Origin of the sequence: Nostoc sp. KVJ3, from assembly GCF_026127265.1 — a bacterium.
In the GTDB taxonomy this organism is placed as follows: domain Bacteria; phylum Cyanobacteriota; class Cyanobacteriia; order Cyanobacteriales; family Nostocaceae; genus Nostoc.
Map to the genome: position 1 here is coordinate 18,170 of NZ_WWFG01000019.1, position 19,798 is coordinate 37,967.

Here is a 19,798-nt window from a genome sequence, read left to right on the forward strand (position 1 = left end):
ATCATTATTTAATATATCTTTTTTAGAATAATAATGATGATTCTTGATGGATACTTTGAAGACACCCATGCCACAGGAACCGATTGGCGACTACATTAAGCGGTTGCGTGTGGAATTAAAGATGAGTCAAAATCAGCTAGCTCATCAGGCTGGTATTCACCTGCATACATACGGAAAAATAGAACGGGGGATCACGACGAGATTAAATCACAAAACCCGTCGGGGGCTAGCTAGGGCTTTATCGATACCAATTGAGTACTTAGAAGGAATTTGTAGCGATGAGGAAATACAGCAACCATTTACCAGCATTAAATTTTGTCCCCAATGCTGGACTCCAGGGACACCCACAGAACCGATTTGGAACGATATCAGGTCATTGTACTGCTTTATGTGCGGGTTTGAGCTTGTTGCCCACTGTCTCAAATGTGGTAAATCAGTGACAACTTTCAAGCATTCCTACTGTCCTTATTGCGGCTTTTATTACAAAAATACGATTGTTGAAATTGGTAGTAACAGAGAGCATGCTTTGAGAAAAAACTCTCGAACCAAGAAAAAGTGAAGATTTTGTTTTATATCTATAAAAGCAATACCAGTATGGACAATCCATCAATATCAGTGTGACATCAATTGAACGTACCGCTTATCCTAGATTCAAACGCCAATTTACCACCAAAGAACTTACTGAGATTTATACTCCAACTAAATCCGAAATTGCTTTCGCTTACAATACGACGAAAGGTGAAAGTAATATTTTGAGTCTGCTCGTCATTTTAAAATCATTCCAAAGACTGGGTTACTTTCCATCGATTGCAGATATCCCACTGAAAATTATTAACCATATTCGCAGTCATTTAAAATTTGCTCTTGATATTGTTTTAGGTTATGAAAATAACAAAACAATGTACCGACATCGAACAGCTATCCGCGAATATCTTCAAGTTAAATCTTTTAATCAGACTGCGCTGCATTTAGCGGTATCTGCGGTGAATGAATCAGCCCAGGTGATGGATAATCCTGCTGATTTAATGAATGTGGCAATTGCCGAACTAATTAAAAATAGATATGAATTACCAGGATTTAACACATTAAATAGATTAGTACGCCGAGTTAGGAATGTAGTCAATCAAAACCTATTCAATTTGGTACTTAGTCGCCTAAGTAATGATTATCAACAACGTCTACTCGACCTTTTAGATAATCATCCAGTCGAATATAGAAGTCTTTACAATAATCTCAAGCAACTTCCTAAACGCCCAACCCGCAATCATCTCAATGATTTAATTGTACATTCAATCTGGCTTGATTCTTTGGGAGATATTAAACCACTCCTTGCTGATATGACAGCAGCTAAGATTCAACACTTTGCTGCTGAAGCGAGAGTATTAGATGCGAGTGAAATCAAAGAGTTTAATTTGCCAAAACGAATTACTCTAATATTATGCCTGATTTACTCGGCAAGCGTGATGACGCGAGATAATTTGGTCGAGATGTTTCTCAAAAAAATGCAGTTAATTCATAATCATGCCAAAAGAGAATTAGAACTTATCAAACAAAGATATCAATCAACGGTTGAGAAGTTACTGGGGGTTTTCACTAATGTTCTACAAGTATTGGTTGATGAACCGCCAGAAGTTCAGACTGTCGATCCGGTCGAGCGAGTTAATCAAGTACTCATTCCATCCGGTGGTGCTGAACAACTATTAACTGAATGTGAGGCGATAAATGCCTATAAGGGAAATAATTATTTTCCCCTATTGTGGCAATTTTATAAAAGTCATCGCAGTACTTTCTTTCGGTTGCTAGGTGCTTTGAAGTTTTCATCCACTACCAACGAACAAAGTGTAGTTGAGGCATTAAATTTTATTTTAGAAAATCAGTCACGGCGGGGTCAATTCTTCAATAATACTATTGATTTAGATTTTGCTTCTCCTCAATGGCAGAAACTTTTATTCGTCGAACAAGGAAACAAAACTAAAATTGTGCGTCGCCATCTGGAAGTTTGTGTTTTTTCTTACTTAATGGCTGAATTGAGGTCGGGGGATATTTGCGTCAAGGGAAGTGAGAATTACGCTGACCACCGAGAACAGTTGTTGCCTTGGTCAGAATGTTTACCACTGATTGACCAGTATTGTGGAGATTTGGGTTTTGCTAGTGATGCGGTTGGTAATGTTTACGAACTCAAGTCTTTGTTGACTGATACGGCTTTTAAAGTGGATGCTGGTTATCCAGATAATCGTCAACTTGTGATTAATGATTTGGGTGAACCTGTATTAAAAAAATCTCCACGTCATGATTTGAGTCCATCAGCTAAGACTTTACTTGAGGCTGTGGAACAAAGGTTTGGTGAACGTAATTTGATTGATATTCTGCGGAATGTCGATTATTGGACTAATTTTACACGCCATTTTGGGCCGATGAGCGGCAGCGATCCGAAATTAGAACGGGCGACAGAACGTTATTTGTTGACTAGTTTCACCTATGGTTGTAATTTGGGGCCGACTCAAGCTGCAAGACACATGCGGGGTATTGTCACAAGTAAGGAAATATCGTTTGTTAATCGGCGTCATGTGAGTGTGGATAAATTGAATGCAGCCCTTGTGGATATTATTAATCGCTACAATGTTTTAAAGCTTCCGAGCATTTGGGGTGATGGGACAACTGCGGCGGCTGATGGGACTAAGTACGAACTCTACGAAGAAAATTTACTCTCTGAGTATCATATCCGCTATGGTGGCTACGGAGGCATTGCTTACCACCATGTTTCTGATACCTATGTGGCGCTATTTAGTCATTTTATTTCCTGCGGAACCTGGGAGGCTGTTTATATTATTGAGGGTTTGTTAAAAAATCTTTCTGATATTCAGCCTCATACGATTCACGCAGATACTCAAGGGCAATCAACGCCTGTGTTTGCATTATCACATATGTTGGGGATTAAGTTAATGCCCCGGATTCGGAATTGGAAAGATTTAAATTTCTTCCGCCCAGATAATGATACGGTTTACAAGCATATTGATTCTTTGTTCAAGGATGCGATTGATTGGGAGAAAATTCAAACCCATTGGCAAGATATTTTACAGGTTGTGCTGTCGATTCAAACTGGCAAGATTTCGAGTGCGGTGCTGTTACGAAAACTGGGAAACTATAGTCGTAAAAACAGATTATACCAAGCTTTTCAGGAGTTAGGACGGGTAATCAGGACGGTATTTCTGTTGCAATATATTTCGGATATGAAGTTACGACAACAGATTACTGCGGCAACGAATATTGTTGAGTCTTATAACGGTTTCTCAAAGTGGTTTTTCTTCGGTGGTTTTGGAGTTATTGCTAATAATGACCCAATTGAGCAGGAGAAGATTGTTAAATATAATGATTTGGTTGCTAATGCTGTGATCTTCCACAATGTTGTAGATTTGACTGAGGTTTTGCGTGATTTCCTGAAAGCTGGTTATTTGATTACTCGTGAAGATGTGGCGGCGTTGAGTCCTTATATGACGAGTCATATCAAGCGTTTCGGCGATTACTTGATTGATATGGAGACTGTACCGAATTTGTTGGATGATGACAAGCTCTTAGTTTTGGCTTGAGAAATTATGAAGGTAGTTCTGGCAAGGGTTGTAGAGTTTTTGTTTACATAACTTTACAACGTGTCCCATTTTGCACGTATCCCGGCTGTACCCCCTCATGACATGAAACCGCCGTTCGCCCAAAGGGGTTTTTGAGTACTACAAAGTACTGCATTTGTAGCATAAATCTTTTATGTCGCCACTAACAATTCTCAGGATTGAGAAACTAAAAACATTCGGCAACGTTGCCGGGAGTGATGACCATGTTACCAGGAATAGAGAAACACCCAACGCAGATCCAACTAAAGAGAATGTCCGGTTGATTGGGGGAGAAGACGAACGCGCACTCGAAGAGATAGTTAAAGAAAAAATCTCTACGCTCAAGCATCGCCCTCGGCATGATGCGGTGTTATGCACGGAAATGTTTCTCTCGGCATCACCTGAATATTTCCGCCCTGGTGATCCATCTCAGTCGGGGCAGTGGTCTGATTCACTGATGCAGCAGTGGGCGATTGCATCTCGTGACTGGCTAGCTCAAAACTATGGGTCAAAGTGCGTCAGGGCAGAACTGCACCTAGATGAAAGTACCCCACACATTCACGCCTACATCGTGCCAGTGAATGAAAAAACTGGCAGAGTCAGTCATGATGCGATGTTTGGCGGCAGAGGTGGACAGGGAAGAATCAAGTTATCCAAACTCCAAGACAGTTATGCGGCTGCACTTGCTCCTTTGGGCATTGAACGAGGAGTCAAGGGCAGTAAGGCAACCCACACCAAAGTCAAAGAATATTACCAAGCGGTTAACAGTGAACCACTCACCGCAGTCATTACAAATAACCAATTAGCACCGATACCATTTGAATCAGCCAGAAATTACGTTGCCAGGATTCAGTCTGATGACCAGTTCCAAGCGATTAACCATCAACTGGCTGACCGAAAGTTCCTGATAGAACGATTGGAGAGGGCGGAGCAACGGGCGAGGGATAGCGAAAAGGAACGACAGCAATTAGAGAAGCGGGTGCGATCGTTAGAGGCTCAGACTCAACAACTGCGCGACTTGGCCTTAGAGGATGTGGCTTGGGAGTTGGGGCTAAATTGCGATCGCACTCATCAGAGCAGATGGAAGGGTCACGGACACATCATTAATATAGATGGGCCCAAATTCTACGATTTCGCCCCCGATCAACAAAAGGGATCAGGCGGTGCGATTGATTTGGTGATGCACGTTAACCAGTGCAATCTGCGGCAGGCGGTCGTCTGGTTGCACGAGCGCTTTGGTGAGTCGGGGGCAGAACGAGCAGCGATCGCAAAAACTCGTGAAGTGGCTGCTGAGATTATCCAGTTAGAACCACGAACCCCGTTTCAGCTACCTGTTGAGGAAAAAAGCAAGTGGACAGCAGTTCACAACTACCTAACCCAGAAACGGGGAATACCTGAAAATTTTGTGGAACTTCTGCATAAGAGGGGGCTAGTTTACGCTGATGACCAGCAAAACGCTGTGTTCGTCATGCGGAATCTTGGCTTATATCCCCAGGCAATAGGAGCATTCCTGCGGGGGACACGGGGCGAGAACAACACGTTTAAGGGCTACGAGAAAGGAACAGTTAGGCGTGAGGGCTGGTTTCACTTCCGCTTAGGCGGACAGCCAACTTCACCTGTAGAGAAAGTGGTGCTTTTGAAATCGCCCATCGATGCCGTTTCTTTTGCCATGCTGGAATATCAGCTTAGAGGCGACGTGCCACCCAATAGAACTTTGTACATGGCGGTAGATAATCCCAAAAGCTTACCAGTAGAGCAATTGCAGAATATTCCTAATGTACAAGTGGCTTTTGACTCGGACGATTTTGGTAATGCAGCTGCACGAGTTGTTAAGGAACTACTGCCACAGTCCAAGCGGCTCAAGTGCAAAGCTGACGATTGGAATCAGCAGCTACTCGATTATGGGCAGCAGTTAAGGCAACAGCATCAGCAACAGCAGGAGCAGGATGATGAATTGAGTCTTTAATAGTCAACGTTCTAGTAGTGAAATGTACAGTTAGGTTTGTAGTATTAATGTAGCTGTTTGGTACTTCTTTTTGATGAAAGTGATTTTGAATTCACTTTGATCCTCACTTTTTTTCAAAAAAACTTTCCGCCAAAGATGGCGTACTGTGCGTCATCAATGAAAATTCAGTTGCCGCGAAAGTGCCGTAGGTATGCCATACATACTCCATGAGTTAACCATGTTTTTATCATAAAAATCGGTTCCAGGAACTTCCAAGAAGTGGTAAAAAGTGACTGATAAATGCTCGATATTGCCATGAGTTTTATGTTGTTTTAACTGAGAATTGCCACAGAAATGACATACTATCAATTTGGCTATGCTGATTTGTTTTGATACCAAGAAAATAGCGACAAAAATTTTCTAATAGGGATGCTTTTGATCAGCTTGCTCTCGGTTAGGAATAGATTCAGGTGGTTCATCAATGACTGGGATTTTAGACGTGGCGTGAGTACCCACAGCTTCAGGCGTACCGCGCTCACCCAGATGAGTAACGCTGGCATCCCACTGAGAGTAATTCAAGAGATATCAGGGCATCGGAACTTAGAGCAGTTGCAGAGATATTTAGAAGTGACTGACGAGCAGGTGTTAGAGGCTGCGGCGAGTTTGGCGATGCTGTCACCTGTGGGCAGAACTGGTGTAGAGCTAGAAATTGATGCGAATAGTCCCTGTTAGGAGAAAGAGATTAGAGGTAGTTGAGAATTAAATCTTCGATCTACCCTAAACTGGTGCTAGTAAAATTCTTGGTTAATAAAGAGTATTTGTGGAAAATAAAACTAAATCTATTAATTGGCGCGTACTAATATCGGGAACTTTTTTGGTTTTTTTAATTACTGCTGGAGCATTTGTAATTTTTCCAGTCACCACAAATAAAACTAATACCCTCAAGTGGGCAGATTGGACTGGATTTGGTGAAGACACAACGAAAGAAGAAAGTACTGAAACAGCCTCTGATAAAAAAACTATAATAAAGTTTACTAATACAATAAAACACCAGTCGGCAAAAACGCTTTGGGATGTGTTAGGTATAACTGGTACACTTGCGATTCCAGTTTTAATAGCTCTTTTGAGTTATCAGTTTCAACGTAGAGACCAAAAACGGGCTGATAACCAAACTAAGGTTGAAAAAGAACGGACTGAGAACCAAGCGCAGGTTGAAAAAGATATAGCAAATGAAAATTTACGTGATGACACGCTGGAAACTTACATTGACCGTATGTCAGAGCTATTAATTGATAGAGAATTAGCAAATTCTAACAGCGATAACCCTGCACGCGATATGGCAAGAATAAGGACATTAACAGTACTACGAAGATTGAGAGATGATGGTCATCGGAAAGCCATAGTATTACTATTCTTGTATGATGCAGAGCTTTTGCAAAACGAAGGCTCAGTACCCTTTATTAACTTAAAAGATGCCGATTTTAGCAACATTAAACTGATGAAAGCCAACCTTACAGGAGCCAACCTTACAAGAGCCGACCTTGTAGGAGCCGACCTTATAGGAGTCGACCTTACAGGAGCAAACCTTACAGGAGCAAACCTTTTAGGAGCCGATCTTATAGGAGCCGATCTTATAGGAGCCGATCTTACAGGAGCAAACCTTACAGGAGCAAAACTTTTAGGAGCCGACCTTACAGGAGCCGACCTTACAGGAGCCGACCTTATGAATGCCAACCTCATAGGAGCTAAATATACAAACGAGGATATAGAGCAAAATGTTTACAGTCAACTTAACTTAAAATCACCACCTATCACAAAATTTCCCCCTGATTTTGACCCTAAAGTTGCAAATATGAAATTGATAAAGAATGTCAACGATCTGTCCCCTTTTGCCACTTTTAGAAAACAATAATCGAACAGGTGTGGGGGCGGTTGCAAGTTTGGTTATGTTATCGTCTATGGGTAAATGTCGTTATATAAGGTTTAATCGACATCGGGGCGAAAGCTGAACACACAAAGACTTGAGCCCTAAAGCAACTCGCCCCCAAGTGCTTCGGCTTCAAGAAGCGCAGGCATCGCACAGACTAGAAACGGGACTATCACGCCATCCACTCCACCCAATCGGGCGCAAGAGCCACCAGTTGAGCAAACTTATCAGGGTCAATATCCTCAAACTTGAAGATCACGCCCCACCGCTCATCAATCGTCAACGTACTTAGTAATTCTTTAACCCCCTCCACACTGGACTGGAAACGCTTAATCGCCAACTGAGCATAATATTTGACCCGTTCCCACCAAGAATCACTGAGTTCTTCCTCTGTGTCCATACCCCCCCGATTATTATCTCCATCTTCATTAATGGGGGGTGTGGACGGCGGGTTAATCCCATACTGAGACTGCATTCTAGCCGCATAAGCCGCATCTCGTTCAAGTGACTCTTGGCGTTTGCGTTCCTTCTCCTCCCGTTGCCTTTGACGATAATCCAGCACCTTTTGGACAAACTCTACATCCTCAGTATTCAAACGATAATACCGAACACGCTGCCCATCTTCAAGCGGTCGCCGCGACTCAGTGGACAAACCCAGTTGCGAGAGATACTGGCTTAAAATCCACACAGGAGACTCCGATAGCGGAATGGTCAGGTTGAGGATACCTTTAACGTGAGATGCGTTGCGCTTGGAAAACTCAGCCAAAGCCTGAATCATTGCCTCGTCGCCTTTAATCTCAACCCCAGCCATCATAGACATCAGCACTGCCCTGAGTCCCAGCCGATGACGCATCAACCAAGCGGTAGAATGATTGCTCCAGTCTGTGCAGATAGCTAATCGCTCCCGTTCCGATTTATCACGTTCGGCAACAATAGCTGGCGGTGGAATAAACTCGCGCCCCTGATCATCAGCGACCATTTCCCCCGGTGCGGCCAATATCGCTTCAAGTGCGACAATCTTTTTAATTAAGCGTCCCCCGTCATCTTGCTCAACCAGTTCCGGGGTTACGCTCATGCCGTAAGTGTCCTGTATGCGGAACTTCTCACACTCCAAAACTTCTTCGGGCTTCAGGTAATCTTGATGTTGCCTACTGGTGTAAGTCCTTCTGTCAATATCTTTGGCATTGACAACTTTACGGTAATGCTCCTCATCGATGGCGATACCCGCCGCCTTCATCCACCGGGAAGCACCCTCATCGGTTGCATCACCCACAGGCGCAATAGTATTGCCCATTTCTTCTAGGAGCGATCGCAAATCAGCCCGTAAATTATTAATCGACCAATTCCGTTGCCCCTCAATCTGACAACTAGCATCTAATGCCCAATCCTTCTCAGCCCCACGTTTGCCCGTTTCCCGGTTAATGCGAATCAGAAAAGCGGTCATCTCATTTGTCTGAAGAATCTTTTCTTTAATGCGTCGGGCATTGGTTTCGGCGTAACCAAAGGGGGGACGCGGAGCTACCCAAACATACATGGGGACATTTGGACGATACCGCCATAACTGCTGGGCGCATTCTGTAGCCGACTGCGAGACAGCATGAAACACGCCAAACACGGCATCAAAATGATAGCTGGAAATGTCAACCCCTGAACTGAGACTGGGAGTAATTAAAAAAGCGTCAAGATCCTTAATGGCAATGTTAATCTCTCTAATGAAAATCACATTCTCTTCAGAGCCGCTATTTTCCGAGTGAATAGCCCACACCCGTAGCTGTCGGTCTTCGGCTGATTCCGGTGTTTCATCATCAGGCGTATCCATCGATGTCCCGTCATTGAGCGCTCGTTCTAACTTTTTGATGAACCGCTTGCTGTCACTCACCATCATCAGTTTTTTACCCAACATCAGTTGAGCGTGAAACTCGGCAACGATTGCGCTGCTGTTTTTCCCCTCGTACCAATGAACTTGACGACCACCTGAGCGATACAGGTTTTTGATGATGTAGGGTTTTTCACCAGCCGGTCGCAAATTCATGAAAAACTCAATGGTCAGGTCATCGAGGTGGGCATCAGCTAAAACAACCAGCTTGGCATTGTAAACCAGATACTCCAGCACTTCCAGAATCGCCCCCCTGTGTTCTTTGCAGGTTTTGGACTTTAGCAAGTGAGCGAGATACTGGCAGGCTTCATCAATAAATAGAATATCGTAAGCCTGTAAATCATTTGCCATTTTATACAGAGAATCCACGGTAATGCTGAGAGCTTTTACCTGACCCCAATCCCCGCAAGAAATCGCGGAGTACATTGCTGTTTGTAAGCGATCGCTGAGATTCTTGAGCAAAGTAACCCGATGCCCATTGTTCAAAAAACTGAGTTGGGGGTTCTCTCTTCTGAGAACTGCCAAAATTTCAGTCTTTCCTGTTCCCATGTCGGAAACCAAACCAACTAACCCCGATTGAGGTAGGGAGTGGATCGCAAGTGAGAGATAACGGGTATTAACTGTCACATCGGGCTTGTACTTATGGAGTCCCCTGGCACGATTGATGAAAAATCTTTGCTTGTACTCGCTGATTCTCAAGGCATCAGCAATCATTGTGGTGACGGCAATATCAGCCTTTTTACCCAAAACTACAACCCAATCGTCAATTCCTTTCTCTGGCCCTGGCAGCAGCGCTACTTCACACTGGCAACAAAGTTCTACAATTGCAGAAGCTGTCCGGCGTGTGGCTTGAAAAATCTGCTGTTTGGTTTTGGGTTTGCTTTCGTAGTCGAATAGAACAACGAATTTACGCCCCTTTTGAGTCATTGGGACTAAATCAGGGTGCAGTCGTTCTAAATCCTCCTTGCCCACTCGACCGTTCCAGATTCCAGGGAGTGCGATCGCCACAAAGCCCAAAGTTAGGAGACAACCTGCCTTCTTCTCGCCCTCTGTAAGGATTACAGGGATTTCGGGATGTGCCATTACCCAAGCCCAAAAACCTAACGCCTCTCCTTCTTCGGTAACGGTAATATGTTCTGGCATCGGCACGTTATAGCGAAGTGATACCAAGCGCCATAAATGTAGGGGCATTCTCAAGTAGGTAACTCGGTTGGGAGTTTTGGGTGGTGATTCGTACTTGACTGGCTTTTGAGTTTGCTGCTGTGTAGTCTTGTCCCATTCGAGGCGGGGGTAATCTGGTTTCATCCGTCCCCAGTCCATCGCCAACCAATCATTAAGCGGGTCAAGTCCACTAACCCACCATGCACCGGCCTCTGCGTGGACATATCGTTTCAAGTAGCCATCACGCAGTCGCCCATCGTTACGTCTGGCAGTTTGAGGTAGGGCGCATAACAGATATTCGTACACTGAGGGGCCACTAAGAGAGCGGACATTCAAAGCTGTTAACTTTGGGTCAACAGCACTGGCTAACCATTCATTCCAGTGGTTGACTTCTATGTGAGAGGGTCTTTGCGCCGATACTAAGTGATTAAATTGTTGTAATGGTGACATGAAAACTCATCCTCCTGAAGTGTGTTGGAGGAATTGGAGCTATCCCGAAAGTAATCTTATATACAAACGTTCAGAAATATAAGAACAAAATTACATAAAATTCCTGAAACGTTGTTTACATCTGGTAAGCCAGTGTTACATTGGCTTTACACCGAATCATGTACGATAAAATTACTATTAGGGATATTAATTAGGCCGTTCAAACCCGATAACCCCAATTCCCTTTGAAAACCCTGCTGTCCTACCGGGACGCGGGGTTTTCGTTGTTTTGCCTATGAGTACTTGGCTAAAGTCGCCTTGACAAACTCGATTACTTCCTCCTGTTGAATAATAAATGCAGTGCCTTTTCTTCTAAGAGCCAGAATTTTCATACTTCCAACTTCAGAATAAAGGTGTGAATTGTGATCAATAGCCGCCTTGGTGGGAGGCCATAAGACCAAAACTTTTGCTGAGGGCGTTTTTGTAGCTTCACGGGAAGACATTGCAAACAAGTCTCTGTTCTTGCTTAACCACTTCTCGTAATCTGCTAACTCAAGCAGTGGGCAAGGGTTCCACACTTTTAGCCCATGTTTGTCTTTCCTCTTGATCTGCAAAACCTCTCTAGCTTCGTTGTAGACAATCTCCTTATCTCCTATTGAGCGAATCGAGATAAACAGGTGAACTTTTCGCTCAAATCTCACAAACAAGTCGATAGGATTCTTGTCCTCTAGCTTTAGCACTGGAAAGACTTGTATCCCCTGGCTTTTGAACTCATCCAAAAGCAGGGCTGTTAATTTTTCCAGCCGTGCAAGTTTTTGAATTCTTATCAATGGCTTGTAAGCCAATGCAAAAGCTGCCCAGCCTACCGGAGTAATGAAGCCGCCTGTAGCAAGTGCAGTACCGCTAATCGCCAGAGCCAAAGCGGATTCGTAGTCTTTCGCCTCCCTAAGCATCTCTAATGCCGGTTCGTTGTGCGGCGGGAGTTGAAAATCGGTTGGTAGGTCTTTCACAGTAGTCATTGGAGACACCAAAAATTGTTTCGGTTGCTGACTAATCTCTCATCGGTTACAAGGTCAAACTTCTTTTCATCTAGGTTATCTGGTTGGTTTTTATCGGTTATGTATTTTGCTTGGGCTAAGTTCAACTGAGAGTGATCACCCTAATCTTCATCCTGTTTTTTTAATTTGGTTTTTTTTGTGTGTCTTGCCGTGAGCGCTTCCGAAGCAAGAAGTTTTACCATTTGACTCATAGAGCGTTTTTCAGTTTTTGCTTCAGCAGATATTAAGTCGTAAAGTGCTAAGTCATCTTCATCTGTGAAATAAATATTTAATCTTGTTCCTGTGGGCATCGTAACACTGTCTGGTGTTTGAATAACCCTATTGTCAGTCTAAACCTCTCACTTGTCACTGGTGTTAAACAGTGTTATGATAACACTGTAAGCCAAAAAACGCCACAAAACAAAGGCAATAGAAGCCAGAAAGTGACGCTATGGCTAACCCCTAACTGGATGTGCGGATTTAAGAGGATTCAGCCTCTAAATTCTCCAAAGCCAGAAGAACCAAGACTTTAACAAACAACAGAACCATGACAACCACATACACCAATGCCAAAAACTGGCTAGTTCAAGCGGATTTGTTAGCCAAATCAGGGCTAACTGACCTTATCGCCGGAAAAGACTCAGGTGCAGGGTATGGCAAGGCAATCATCGGTGATTTTTCCATCATGATGCCTGCCGCATACTCACTTGTTCGCAACCGCAACATCATGCACCACGAAACCATCTCAAAAGATGGGGCATGGGTGCGTTATGTACAAGGAACGCGGCTTGACTTAAAAGATGTTCAATTCTTTTGGGGTAGTGCGGCTCTAGCTCAAAATGACCACACCTTACTGCACGAAGATAAGGCGAAAAAAGCAGAACTGGCACTAGAAAGCATCCTTGCAGACTTAGCAGTTCTGAATATTCCCGATGGGGTCAAACTTTCAATTAGTTTGAGCAATCACAACCCGGAACGCTGGGGCCAAGAGATTAAACGCAGAGTAGAAGGGACTCACACCTTTGAGCATTTGCACCCTGTAACTCGTTCCATTGTCAGCAAGACAGTTGAAATCGTAGTCACAGGCATTTACCCTGAAGGGTTTGGAAGCATTGCCCATTGTTTATTCGGTGAAGCATCCCTGGTACTAGACCCCTCAGAATTAGCGATCGCTCTCGATATCGGTTCATCCACTTGGTTAATTACCGTGTTTAACGGCAGTGGTGCAGTGATTGACCGTCACCTGATAGAGGGTGGAGCGGGTGAACTGCACAGCATGATTGCAGAAGCTCTCGACAAGCGAAACGACCGAGTGAGTCTGCTATCCAAGGATGTGAAGCACTCGCCCAGCTTGGTGAACCAGGGAATTATCGAAGGTACTTTCACTTATGGCGGCAACCACCTCACGGGCAAGAAGTTTGAAACCGAGTACAGCCAATGCCTTGATCAGTGGTGGTCAAACAGGATTGAGAAATTCGCCAACTTTGTGACTGCTGGCAATTATCTAGACCGCGCTAAATACCTTGTCGCCTGGGGTGGGGGCGTTTCCTTGCCAGTGGTGGATCAAAACTTAGCCGGTTTAGGCTTTGTGATTTTGAATAACCCCCAATTTATCAATGCTTTGGGGTTGAAACTATTAACTCAAATATCTTTGGGAGCTTAATTAATGAATTACGAATCTCGGCGTATAACCATCTCCTACCTAGCAGTAATTGAATTGTGCAAGATGTTTGATTTACCCCAAGATGCACCAACACAAGCATTATCAGCAGGTGTAGAGAAGCTGATTTTTCAACACGGCAATGTGCAATCATCGCCCAAACCCGAAACAGCGCAATCTACACAGCCCAATAAATCGGCACTTAGCGCAATGGTCACTAATTTCAAAGGGGCAGCATGACCAAATCCAGATTTAGAAACACGGTTTTAGGCATTGGAGCAACAGCAGCAGCGTTAGCCGTTGGCTACTTCGGAGTGCAGTACTTCGGCAGAAACAATATGTTCACCATTGCCGCATCTGTCGGGGGTGGAGGTGCAATCAGCTATGTACTTCAAAAGCCGAGTCAGCCAGAAGCCCCAACCGCACCAATCAAAACCCAAAGAAAAGGAAAGAAGTCATGAGCGACCAAGACACCCAAAAGACACAACCATCGCTAACAACAACCGAAATAATGACCATTATCCTCGGTTGCGAACAGACTTTAAGGTTCGTGCAAGCATCTCCCAATTACAAGCAAATCGAAGCCTCCGAAAGGTTCAGTACATCGAATGACTTAAAGATGGGCGATGCTGTGCAAGCTTTGATGGAGATTCACGAAGCGATTCTAAATATCGAATTCTACTCCCAAGTTGAGGGACAAACTTATGCTTTCAATGACAGCCTTACAGCGTAACCACCTGTATGAATTCCGTGGTCAACAACTGCGCTACAGCCATCGCTCTAATTGTCGAGCCAATGCACCTTTCATTTTCAATGACTCCAAAGGCAGAAGAAAAGAATTAAGTCAAAACCAAGTGCAGAGAGAGGTTTTTGAACTTGTTGAGTTTTGTGAGAACTGATGATGAAGCGATCGCATCTGCCGGCAAGCTTGGCGATCGCCTCACCCGAAAGTGCATCAAGTACACATCGTTACAAGGATTCTAACAAATGACACTTGACTACAGAAATCCCAACGATTGGGGACGCTCACCTCTGACCGACTCCGCCCTAAGAAAGCAGCAATTCAAAGCAGAAAATCCTGAAGAATGGGCAGCAAGGATTGAGGCAGATATTGAGGCACTTTCCACACCAATATTCGAGAGTGAAGATTACCCACCCTTCACCGGGACGGAATTCTTAGCAACTCATTCAACCATTGATGATCATCCTTATCCAGCAGCATTTGGTCAATTCTTGGGTAATGGTATTGACCCGGATATTGCAAATATCTTGGCATTTGGTGAAAACAGATTTGATTTAATATCTGAAGATTTTGACGACCCTGTAAGACAACTAGCAGCGAGAATTTATAGCCGATTTGAAGAGATGGGGTATTGGGATAAGTTGCCCCAATCATCCAGCAATATCGACTATGACGTAATCCCTTATTAGGAGAGAGAGTCATGGATTTTGCAATACGCAATCCGGTAGTTGGTCATAGTTCGCATATCGATGAAAAAGCGCAATCTTGGGGAGGGTTTGAGTCTGATATTTTGGGCTATCTTTCTGATATAAACAAGCTCGAACAATTTGCGGATTACGCCAATAATGCCCAAGAATTATCTGACAGATTAGAACCATTTTTGGACAACGCCAAGGTCGTCTTTGAGGCGATGGAGAAGTTGACCAAAGGACAAGTAACCTGGGTCGAACTTCGTAAGCAATACGGCTCTCATGTAGCGGGTGCAATTGGTAAAATCCGTAAACTTAACGCTGAATTTGACTCGGAAATGAGTAAAATAGATGCCCAAGATAGAGCCGATTTGTTGCGAATTGACCAGAAGCGTAAACACGCTTTAACTGAAGTTGCAGCCCAATTACATCAAGATTTACAAGCTGAACTTTGGCGGCATGAAAACAAAATCAGCAGCATAGAAAATAAGCAAGTTGTGCAAGCTGAAAGACAGGCAATCACTACGGGATTAAGAGAGAAACGACAACAACTTTTAGCCCGTGCGAGGTATGGCTCACGGGCATTAGAACCCAATCAAGCCCCCCAAGAAGTGATACCAGTTACTAGCCAAAATTCTGCACCAGCATCAAGTGTTTCAGCAACAGGAACAGTTCGCGGTTGGGGTGCAATATTGGGTAACTTGTGGAACAAATTGGGCGACAGATAAGTAATTAGTTAAAAGGTAAGGCTGATGCTAGTAAGGAAACGAAATGAAGATCCTCATAGCGTCAGCCCTTTTTCAATGGAAGGGCTGGCACAGAAATCACAACAACATCAGCAGCATCAACAACCCGAACAGTTACCACCACTGCCAGAAAATAACCGGGGTAGAACATTTAGACGTGCTGGTAATGCTTGTGAAATTGTCGCTGGTAGTTGCTTAAATAGTGCAGTGATTTTCACCTTTCATCTATTGCAAGTTCACCCAGTTGGAATGTTCCTAGCTGTTGGCACTGCACACCTGTATTTTACTGCCACTGCAACAGGTGAAGGGTTTAATAATTTTGTCACTAATCTAATGACTGGTTGCAGTGCATCATTAGCGTTGTTATGTGCGCTCTCTGACCCGATTAGTGAATGGAATGAAGCGAGAACTTCCACTATTACTGCTAATACTTCAATTGAGTCGGTTTATAAGCCAAAAACTGCTGAATCTTCAAGTTGGATGGATGGTGCAGGAGTGGGCATATTTCTAGCGATATTAATGTTTTTTCTATTTGGTGGTAAAAGAGGTAAATGAACTATCTATCTGAGAAGCACAAACAGTTATCCGAGTCGCAACAATCGGGTTTAATGTTGTGGTTTGGTCGTCTGCCGATGGATAAAAAAGCTGTTGCAATTGGGCTGAGTTTAACAGTAGGGATTGGATCAGCTGCGATGGCGTGGCAGGGAACTAGCAGCGACAGAATTTATTTCTGTGTCAAAACCCCAAAGAAAACATTGGTATGTCATGACTTGAATAACAGACCATTCCGCATGACCCCCCATTACTGGGAGCAGTGGAAGCTAGAAGGAATGCCCTCTCAAGTAGTGCGTGACCCAGCTATGGGCGTTAATGGGTTAGTGAAGGCGACCAACCCATACAAAGCGTTTTGGGCTTTTGGTGGTTTCCTGGGGTTTGCGCTTGCGGGGTGGATGCTCCGCCATTGTCAAGATGAGGAGAAGCAGAGGGCAGTTTTTGAAGACATCGCCCAAAAACGGGATGCTGCAAAGGCAGAGATGGCCGCACGTTCCGAGTTACTAGAGAGTTGCCGAGACGTTGCGATCGCAGAAGTCCAACTGCAAGCCGATTTAGATTTGATAGCCAATGATCGCACTGTGGATATCACCAAAGCTGAGATTTACTCCGACGTTGAGATTCAAGTTGCCCAGCTAGATGCGACTGATGCACTTTTCGAGGCGCAGACGGCTGGGATGACCGAGCAACAGAAGGCAGATTACATCAAGCAGCTTCGTGAGATGAAAACGCCTTACTTACAAGGAAGTCAGACTTTAGCGGGGACGATTGACCCTAACGACAAAGTTACTGGGGCAGACAGCCAAGCGATTGCACCAATACTCAACCCTGTCGCATGGGTGCAGAATTTAGTCAAGCAGACCTGCTTAATTTGGGGCAACCAAGGGGCGGTAAATCTTGGCTAGCCCGTTATGTAATCCAACTCAAAAAACAAGCCGGCTACCGTGTGATTGTCCTTGACCCCGACTCGAACCGTAGTGAATGGCGAGGAGTTGAAAGTTACCACTCCTGGGATGATATTGAACAGCAGATCCGCGATTACGTTGAGGAACTGCAATCACGGTTAAAAACCTTTAATAATTCATCATTGAGTGAGTCGCAATGGCGGCAGAAACTTTGGGCAGAAGGTAAAGCTTTGTCTTTAATCTGTGAGGAGGCCACCACATACGGCGACTTCATTAAAGATGCAGAACTGTTAGACAAATTCGGCAAGCTGGCACTAACCAAAAGCCGTAAACAAGAGATGCCCATTACTGTCGTAGCTCATAACAACACCCAGACTTGTTTGTTTGGCATTAAGGGATTACATAATCTTGTTTCTAAGATGCTGCAAGTTGAATGTTTGGCGGAAGTAGATTCAGTTACACTACAGCCTTCATCAACGGGTAAAGCAAAGGTAAAACTCGATAGTTCTAACGAATGGCTTGATGTTAATCTGCCCAAAATGAGCGTAAAAATATCTGACTTTAGCGACGCTCTACCAGCAGAATCTAATCCTAATCCCCCCATCGATAAAGCTACTTTAGAGCGCATTTATGAACTGGAATTCAATCTTGCTAACAAAGCAGGTGACACCCAAGATGAACCGAAAAAACTATCACCCCAGGCGCAAAAACTGTATGAATATCTCACCAGAACTGAACGAATTGAAGCTGATGTAAGAGAGTTCAAAGGCAACTTTAAAGTGGCTGGTGAAAGATTCACTGTTGAGCAAATCAAGGGCTGGATGTATGAAATTGTGGGGGCAGGATTGGCGGACTGGATAGCCGAGGGTGTTATCAAGCTCAATCAAATTTGACTGCCATCGGTGTCTGGTGTCTGCCCCTAAAAACGCCCTTTTTTAACGGACACTGGACACCGAACACCACAGACACCAAAGCTCAAAACCCTTGTCTAGCATAGACACCAGCAGACACTACCCCAGACACCGCCCAGACACCAAGTGTCTACTGCGTGTCCGCTAGACACCAATAATAAATACCCGAATAAACAGCCGTTTATTATTAGAGGATTAATCAAATCATGCTGAAAATAGTAATTGTTGAACCAGAAATATTCACACTCTTAGGCATCAAAAGCGCTATTGAAAAATCTCCAGATATAGAAGTAACTGGTGATGCCACCAGTGGAAAGCTAGGGTTTCAGCTAATTGAACAGACTAACCCTGATGTTGTGTTAGTTGATTTACTCTTACCCGACATGAGTGGTTTAGAACTGACTAGCTCAATCAAAAGAAAGACTAATAGTAAAGTGGTAATTTTTACTAATCAGACTCATTCCGACTTTATTAAGTCAGCTTTCCATCATGGGGCTGATTCTTATATGCTCAAAAGTGCTGATGTAGAATTGATTGAACTAGCCATCAAGAGAGCTTACTTTGATGAATGCCTGCTTGACCCGAAGCTGGCTAAAAAACTGTTAAAAAGCCTTGATAAAAATAGATATATTGACCCTAGTTTTGCTGATAAAAACTTGCTTGACTCTCCCACCGAACGACAAATACAAGTCCTGCGTTTACTGGCTCAGGGTTTAGGTTTTGAACAGATTGCCAGAGAAATGTTTCTCTCTGTTAGTACAGTCAAACGTTATGCCAGTGATTTGTACAGTAAATGGCACGTCAAGAACAGTTATGAGGCTATCAAAAGAGGGGCGATGCTTGGTTATATCGACTATAACTTGATTGTGAATGAATGATTTATCGGTGAGGAGAGGGAAAGGATTAAGCCGGGGATTGAAGCATAAAAACTGGCTGTAACAAAAGAGAATCGCTTTAAAACTTTGTAATTACGAAATTGTTCATGGTATATCTGTATCCAAAAAGAAATTTGTATACAGCGCCCAGCCATGCCCCAAGACTTCTCCGGTCAAAATCTCAGAGGTCGTTCTTTCAAAGGTCAAAACCTTGAGGGTGCAAATTTTAGTGGTGAAGATATCCGAGGGGCAGATTTTACAGGGGCGAATCTGAGGAACGCAAACTTTAGTCATGCTACTGCTGGGTTGCAAAAGCGTTGGGCTATTTTTTTAGTCGGTGTTTCATGGTTACTGTCTGGAGTTTCTGGATTTTTCTCAGTTTTTACTGGAACGGTGATAGCTAGTATATTTGATAGTTCAATTCCCGAAAATCAAGTTGCAGGTTGCACCGCCTTAATAGTAGTAATTGTTGTTTTTATAGTTATCCTTCGCCAAGGATTCAACTCAGCCATCGCCATCACTGGAGCCATTGCTGGAGTTATCGCCGGAGCCATCGCCATCGCCATTGCCGGAGTCATCGTCATCACCATCGCCATCACCGGAGCTAGAGCCACCGCCATCGCCATCGCCGGAGCCATCATCATCGCCATTGCCGGAATCATTGCCATCGCCATTGCCATTGCTGGAGTCATCGTCATCACTATCGCCGGAGCTATCACCATCGCCATTGCCGGAGCC

General features: G+C 44.0%; 18 protein-coding genes and 1 pseudogene. 16 read left to right on the forward strand and 3 right to left on the reverse strand.

The window, feature by feature from the left end; translation table 11 throughout:
• Nucleotides 1–46: 46 nt before the first annotated feature.
• From GTQ43_RS41300 to GTQ43_RS41320, 5 genes and pseudogenes are all read left to right on the forward strand, one after another.
• Nucleotides 47–559 carry a double zinc ribbon domain-containing protein gene (locus GTQ43_RS41300; RefSeq protein ID WP_265276769.1) on the forward strand — a complete coding sequence of 171 codons (513 nt, stop codon included), beginning with the start codon at nucleotides 47–49 and terminating at the stop codon, nucleotides 557–559.
• A gap of 58 nt (nucleotides 560–617) precedes the next feature.
• Nucleotides 618–3,587 carry a Tn3 family transposase gene (locus GTQ43_RS41305; RefSeq protein ID WP_265276768.1) on the forward strand — a complete coding sequence of 990 codons (2,970 nt, stop codon included), beginning with the start codon at nucleotides 618–620 and terminating at the stop codon, nucleotides 3,585–3,587.
• A gap of 172 nt (nucleotides 3,588–3,759) precedes the next feature.
• The gene (gene mobV / locus GTQ43_RS41310) at nucleotides 3,760–5,571 is read left to right on the forward strand and encodes a MobV family relaxase (RefSeq protein WP_265278409.1); all 1,812 of its coding nucleotides are present in this window, start codon (nucleotides 3,760–3,762) and stop codon (nucleotides 5,569–5,571) included.
• Between the two features lie 480 nt (nucleotides 5,572–6,051).
• A pseudogene (locus tag GTQ43_RS41315) lies at nucleotides 6,052–6,282 on the forward strand (tyrosine-type recombinase/integrase); the annotation flags it as partial.
• 88 nt (nucleotides 6,283–6,370) lie between these two features.
• A complete protein-coding gene (locus tag GTQ43_RS41320; RefSeq protein ID WP_265278410.1) occupies nucleotides 6,371–7,462 on the forward strand; it encodes a pentapeptide repeat-containing protein in 1,092 nt (363 codons plus the stop codon).
• Between the two features lie 187 nt (nucleotides 7,463–7,649).
• Here the strand turns inward: GTQ43_RS41320 and GTQ43_RS41325 are convergent, their stop codons facing one another.
• The 3 genes from GTQ43_RS41325 to GTQ43_RS41335 form a co-directional block, all read right to left on the reverse strand.
• On the reverse strand, nucleotides 7,650–10,964 hold the full coding sequence (locus GTQ43_RS41325) for a plasmid replication protein, CyRepA1 family (protein WP_265278411.1): 3,315 nt from the start codon (nucleotides 10,962–10,964) through the stop codon (nucleotides 7,650–7,652).
• 272 nt (nucleotides 10,965–11,236) lie between these two features.
• Nucleotides 11,237–11,962 carry a hypothetical protein gene (locus tag GTQ43_RS41330; protein WP_181154592.1) on the reverse strand — a complete coding sequence of 242 codons (726 nt, stop codon included), beginning with the start codon at nucleotides 11,960–11,962 and terminating at the stop codon, nucleotides 11,237–11,239.
• A gap of 140 nt (nucleotides 11,963–12,102) precedes the next feature.
• The gene (locus GTQ43_RS41335) at nucleotides 12,103–12,291 is read right to left on the reverse strand and encodes a ribbon-helix-helix domain-containing protein (protein WP_069073851.1); all 189 of its coding nucleotides are present in this window, start codon (nucleotides 12,289–12,291) and stop codon (nucleotides 12,103–12,105) included.
• Between the two features lie 236 nt (nucleotides 12,292–12,527).
• On the opposite strand from GTQ43_RS41335, the gene GTQ43_RS41340 reads away from it, so the two are divergent.
• From GTQ43_RS41340 to GTQ43_RS41390, 11 genes are all read left to right on the forward strand, one after another.
• Nucleotides 12,528–13,643, forward strand: a complete 1,116-nt coding sequence (locus GTQ43_RS41340) for a ParM/StbA family protein (protein ID WP_265278412.1) — start codon at nucleotides 12,528–12,530, stop codon at nucleotides 13,641–13,643.
• 3 nt (nucleotides 13,644–13,646) lie between these two features.
• Nucleotides 13,647–13,880, forward strand: a complete 234-nt coding sequence (locus tag GTQ43_RS41345) for a hypothetical protein (RefSeq protein WP_265278413.1) — start codon at nucleotides 13,647–13,649, stop codon at nucleotides 13,878–13,880.
• Nucleotides 13,877–14,101 carry a hypothetical protein gene (locus tag GTQ43_RS41350; protein WP_265278414.1) on the forward strand — a complete coding sequence of 75 codons (225 nt, stop codon included), beginning with the start codon at nucleotides 13,877–13,879 and terminating at the stop codon, nucleotides 14,099–14,101. The genes GTQ43_RS41345 and GTQ43_RS41350 overlap by 4 nt, the downstream gene beginning before the upstream one ends.
• Entirely contained in the window at nucleotides 14,098–14,373 is a 276-nt protein-coding gene (locus tag GTQ43_RS41355; RefSeq protein ID WP_109013541.1) for a hypothetical protein, read from the forward strand. The genes GTQ43_RS41350 and GTQ43_RS41355 overlap by 4 nt, the downstream gene beginning before the upstream one ends.
• 254 nt (nucleotides 14,374–14,627) lie before the next feature.
• Nucleotides 14,628–15,071: a hypothetical protein gene (locus tag GTQ43_RS41360; RefSeq protein ID WP_265278416.1), complete on the forward strand. Its 444-nt coding sequence runs from the start codon at nucleotides 14,628–14,630 to the stop codon at nucleotides 15,069–15,071.
• Between the two features lie 11 nt (nucleotides 15,072–15,082).
• Entirely contained in the window at nucleotides 15,083–15,799 is a 717-nt protein-coding gene (locus GTQ43_RS41365; protein WP_265278417.1) for a hypothetical protein, read from the forward strand.
• A gap of 24 nt (nucleotides 15,800–15,823) precedes the next feature.
• Nucleotides 15,824–16,372, forward strand: a complete 549-nt coding sequence (locus GTQ43_RS41370) for a hypothetical protein (protein ID WP_265278418.1) — start codon at nucleotides 15,824–15,826, stop codon at nucleotides 16,370–16,372.
• Complete coding sequence (locus GTQ43_RS41375) at nucleotides 16,369–17,274, forward strand: COX20 family protein (RefSeq protein WP_265278419.1); 906 nt, start codon at nucleotides 16,369–16,371, stop codon at nucleotides 17,272–17,274. The genes GTQ43_RS41370 and GTQ43_RS41375 overlap by 4 nt, the downstream gene beginning before the upstream one ends.
• Nucleotides 17,205–18,167 (forward strand): hypothetical protein, encoded by a 963-nt coding sequence (locus GTQ43_RS41380; protein WP_265278420.1) that lies wholly within the window; start codon nucleotides 17,205–17,207, stop codon nucleotides 18,165–18,167. The genes GTQ43_RS41375 and GTQ43_RS41380 overlap by 70 nt, the downstream gene beginning before the upstream one ends.
• A gap of 224 nt (nucleotides 18,168–18,391) precedes the next feature.
• The gene (locus GTQ43_RS41385) at nucleotides 18,392–19,063 is read left to right on the forward strand and encodes a response regulator (RefSeq protein ID WP_265278421.1); all 672 of its coding nucleotides are present in this window, start codon (nucleotides 18,392–18,394) and stop codon (nucleotides 19,061–19,063) included.
• A 150-nt stretch (nucleotides 19,064–19,213) separates the two neighbouring features.
• On the forward strand, nucleotides 19,214–19,798 hold a 585-nt coding region (locus GTQ43_RS41390; protein ID WP_265278422.1), incomplete at its 3' end, for a pentapeptide repeat-containing protein.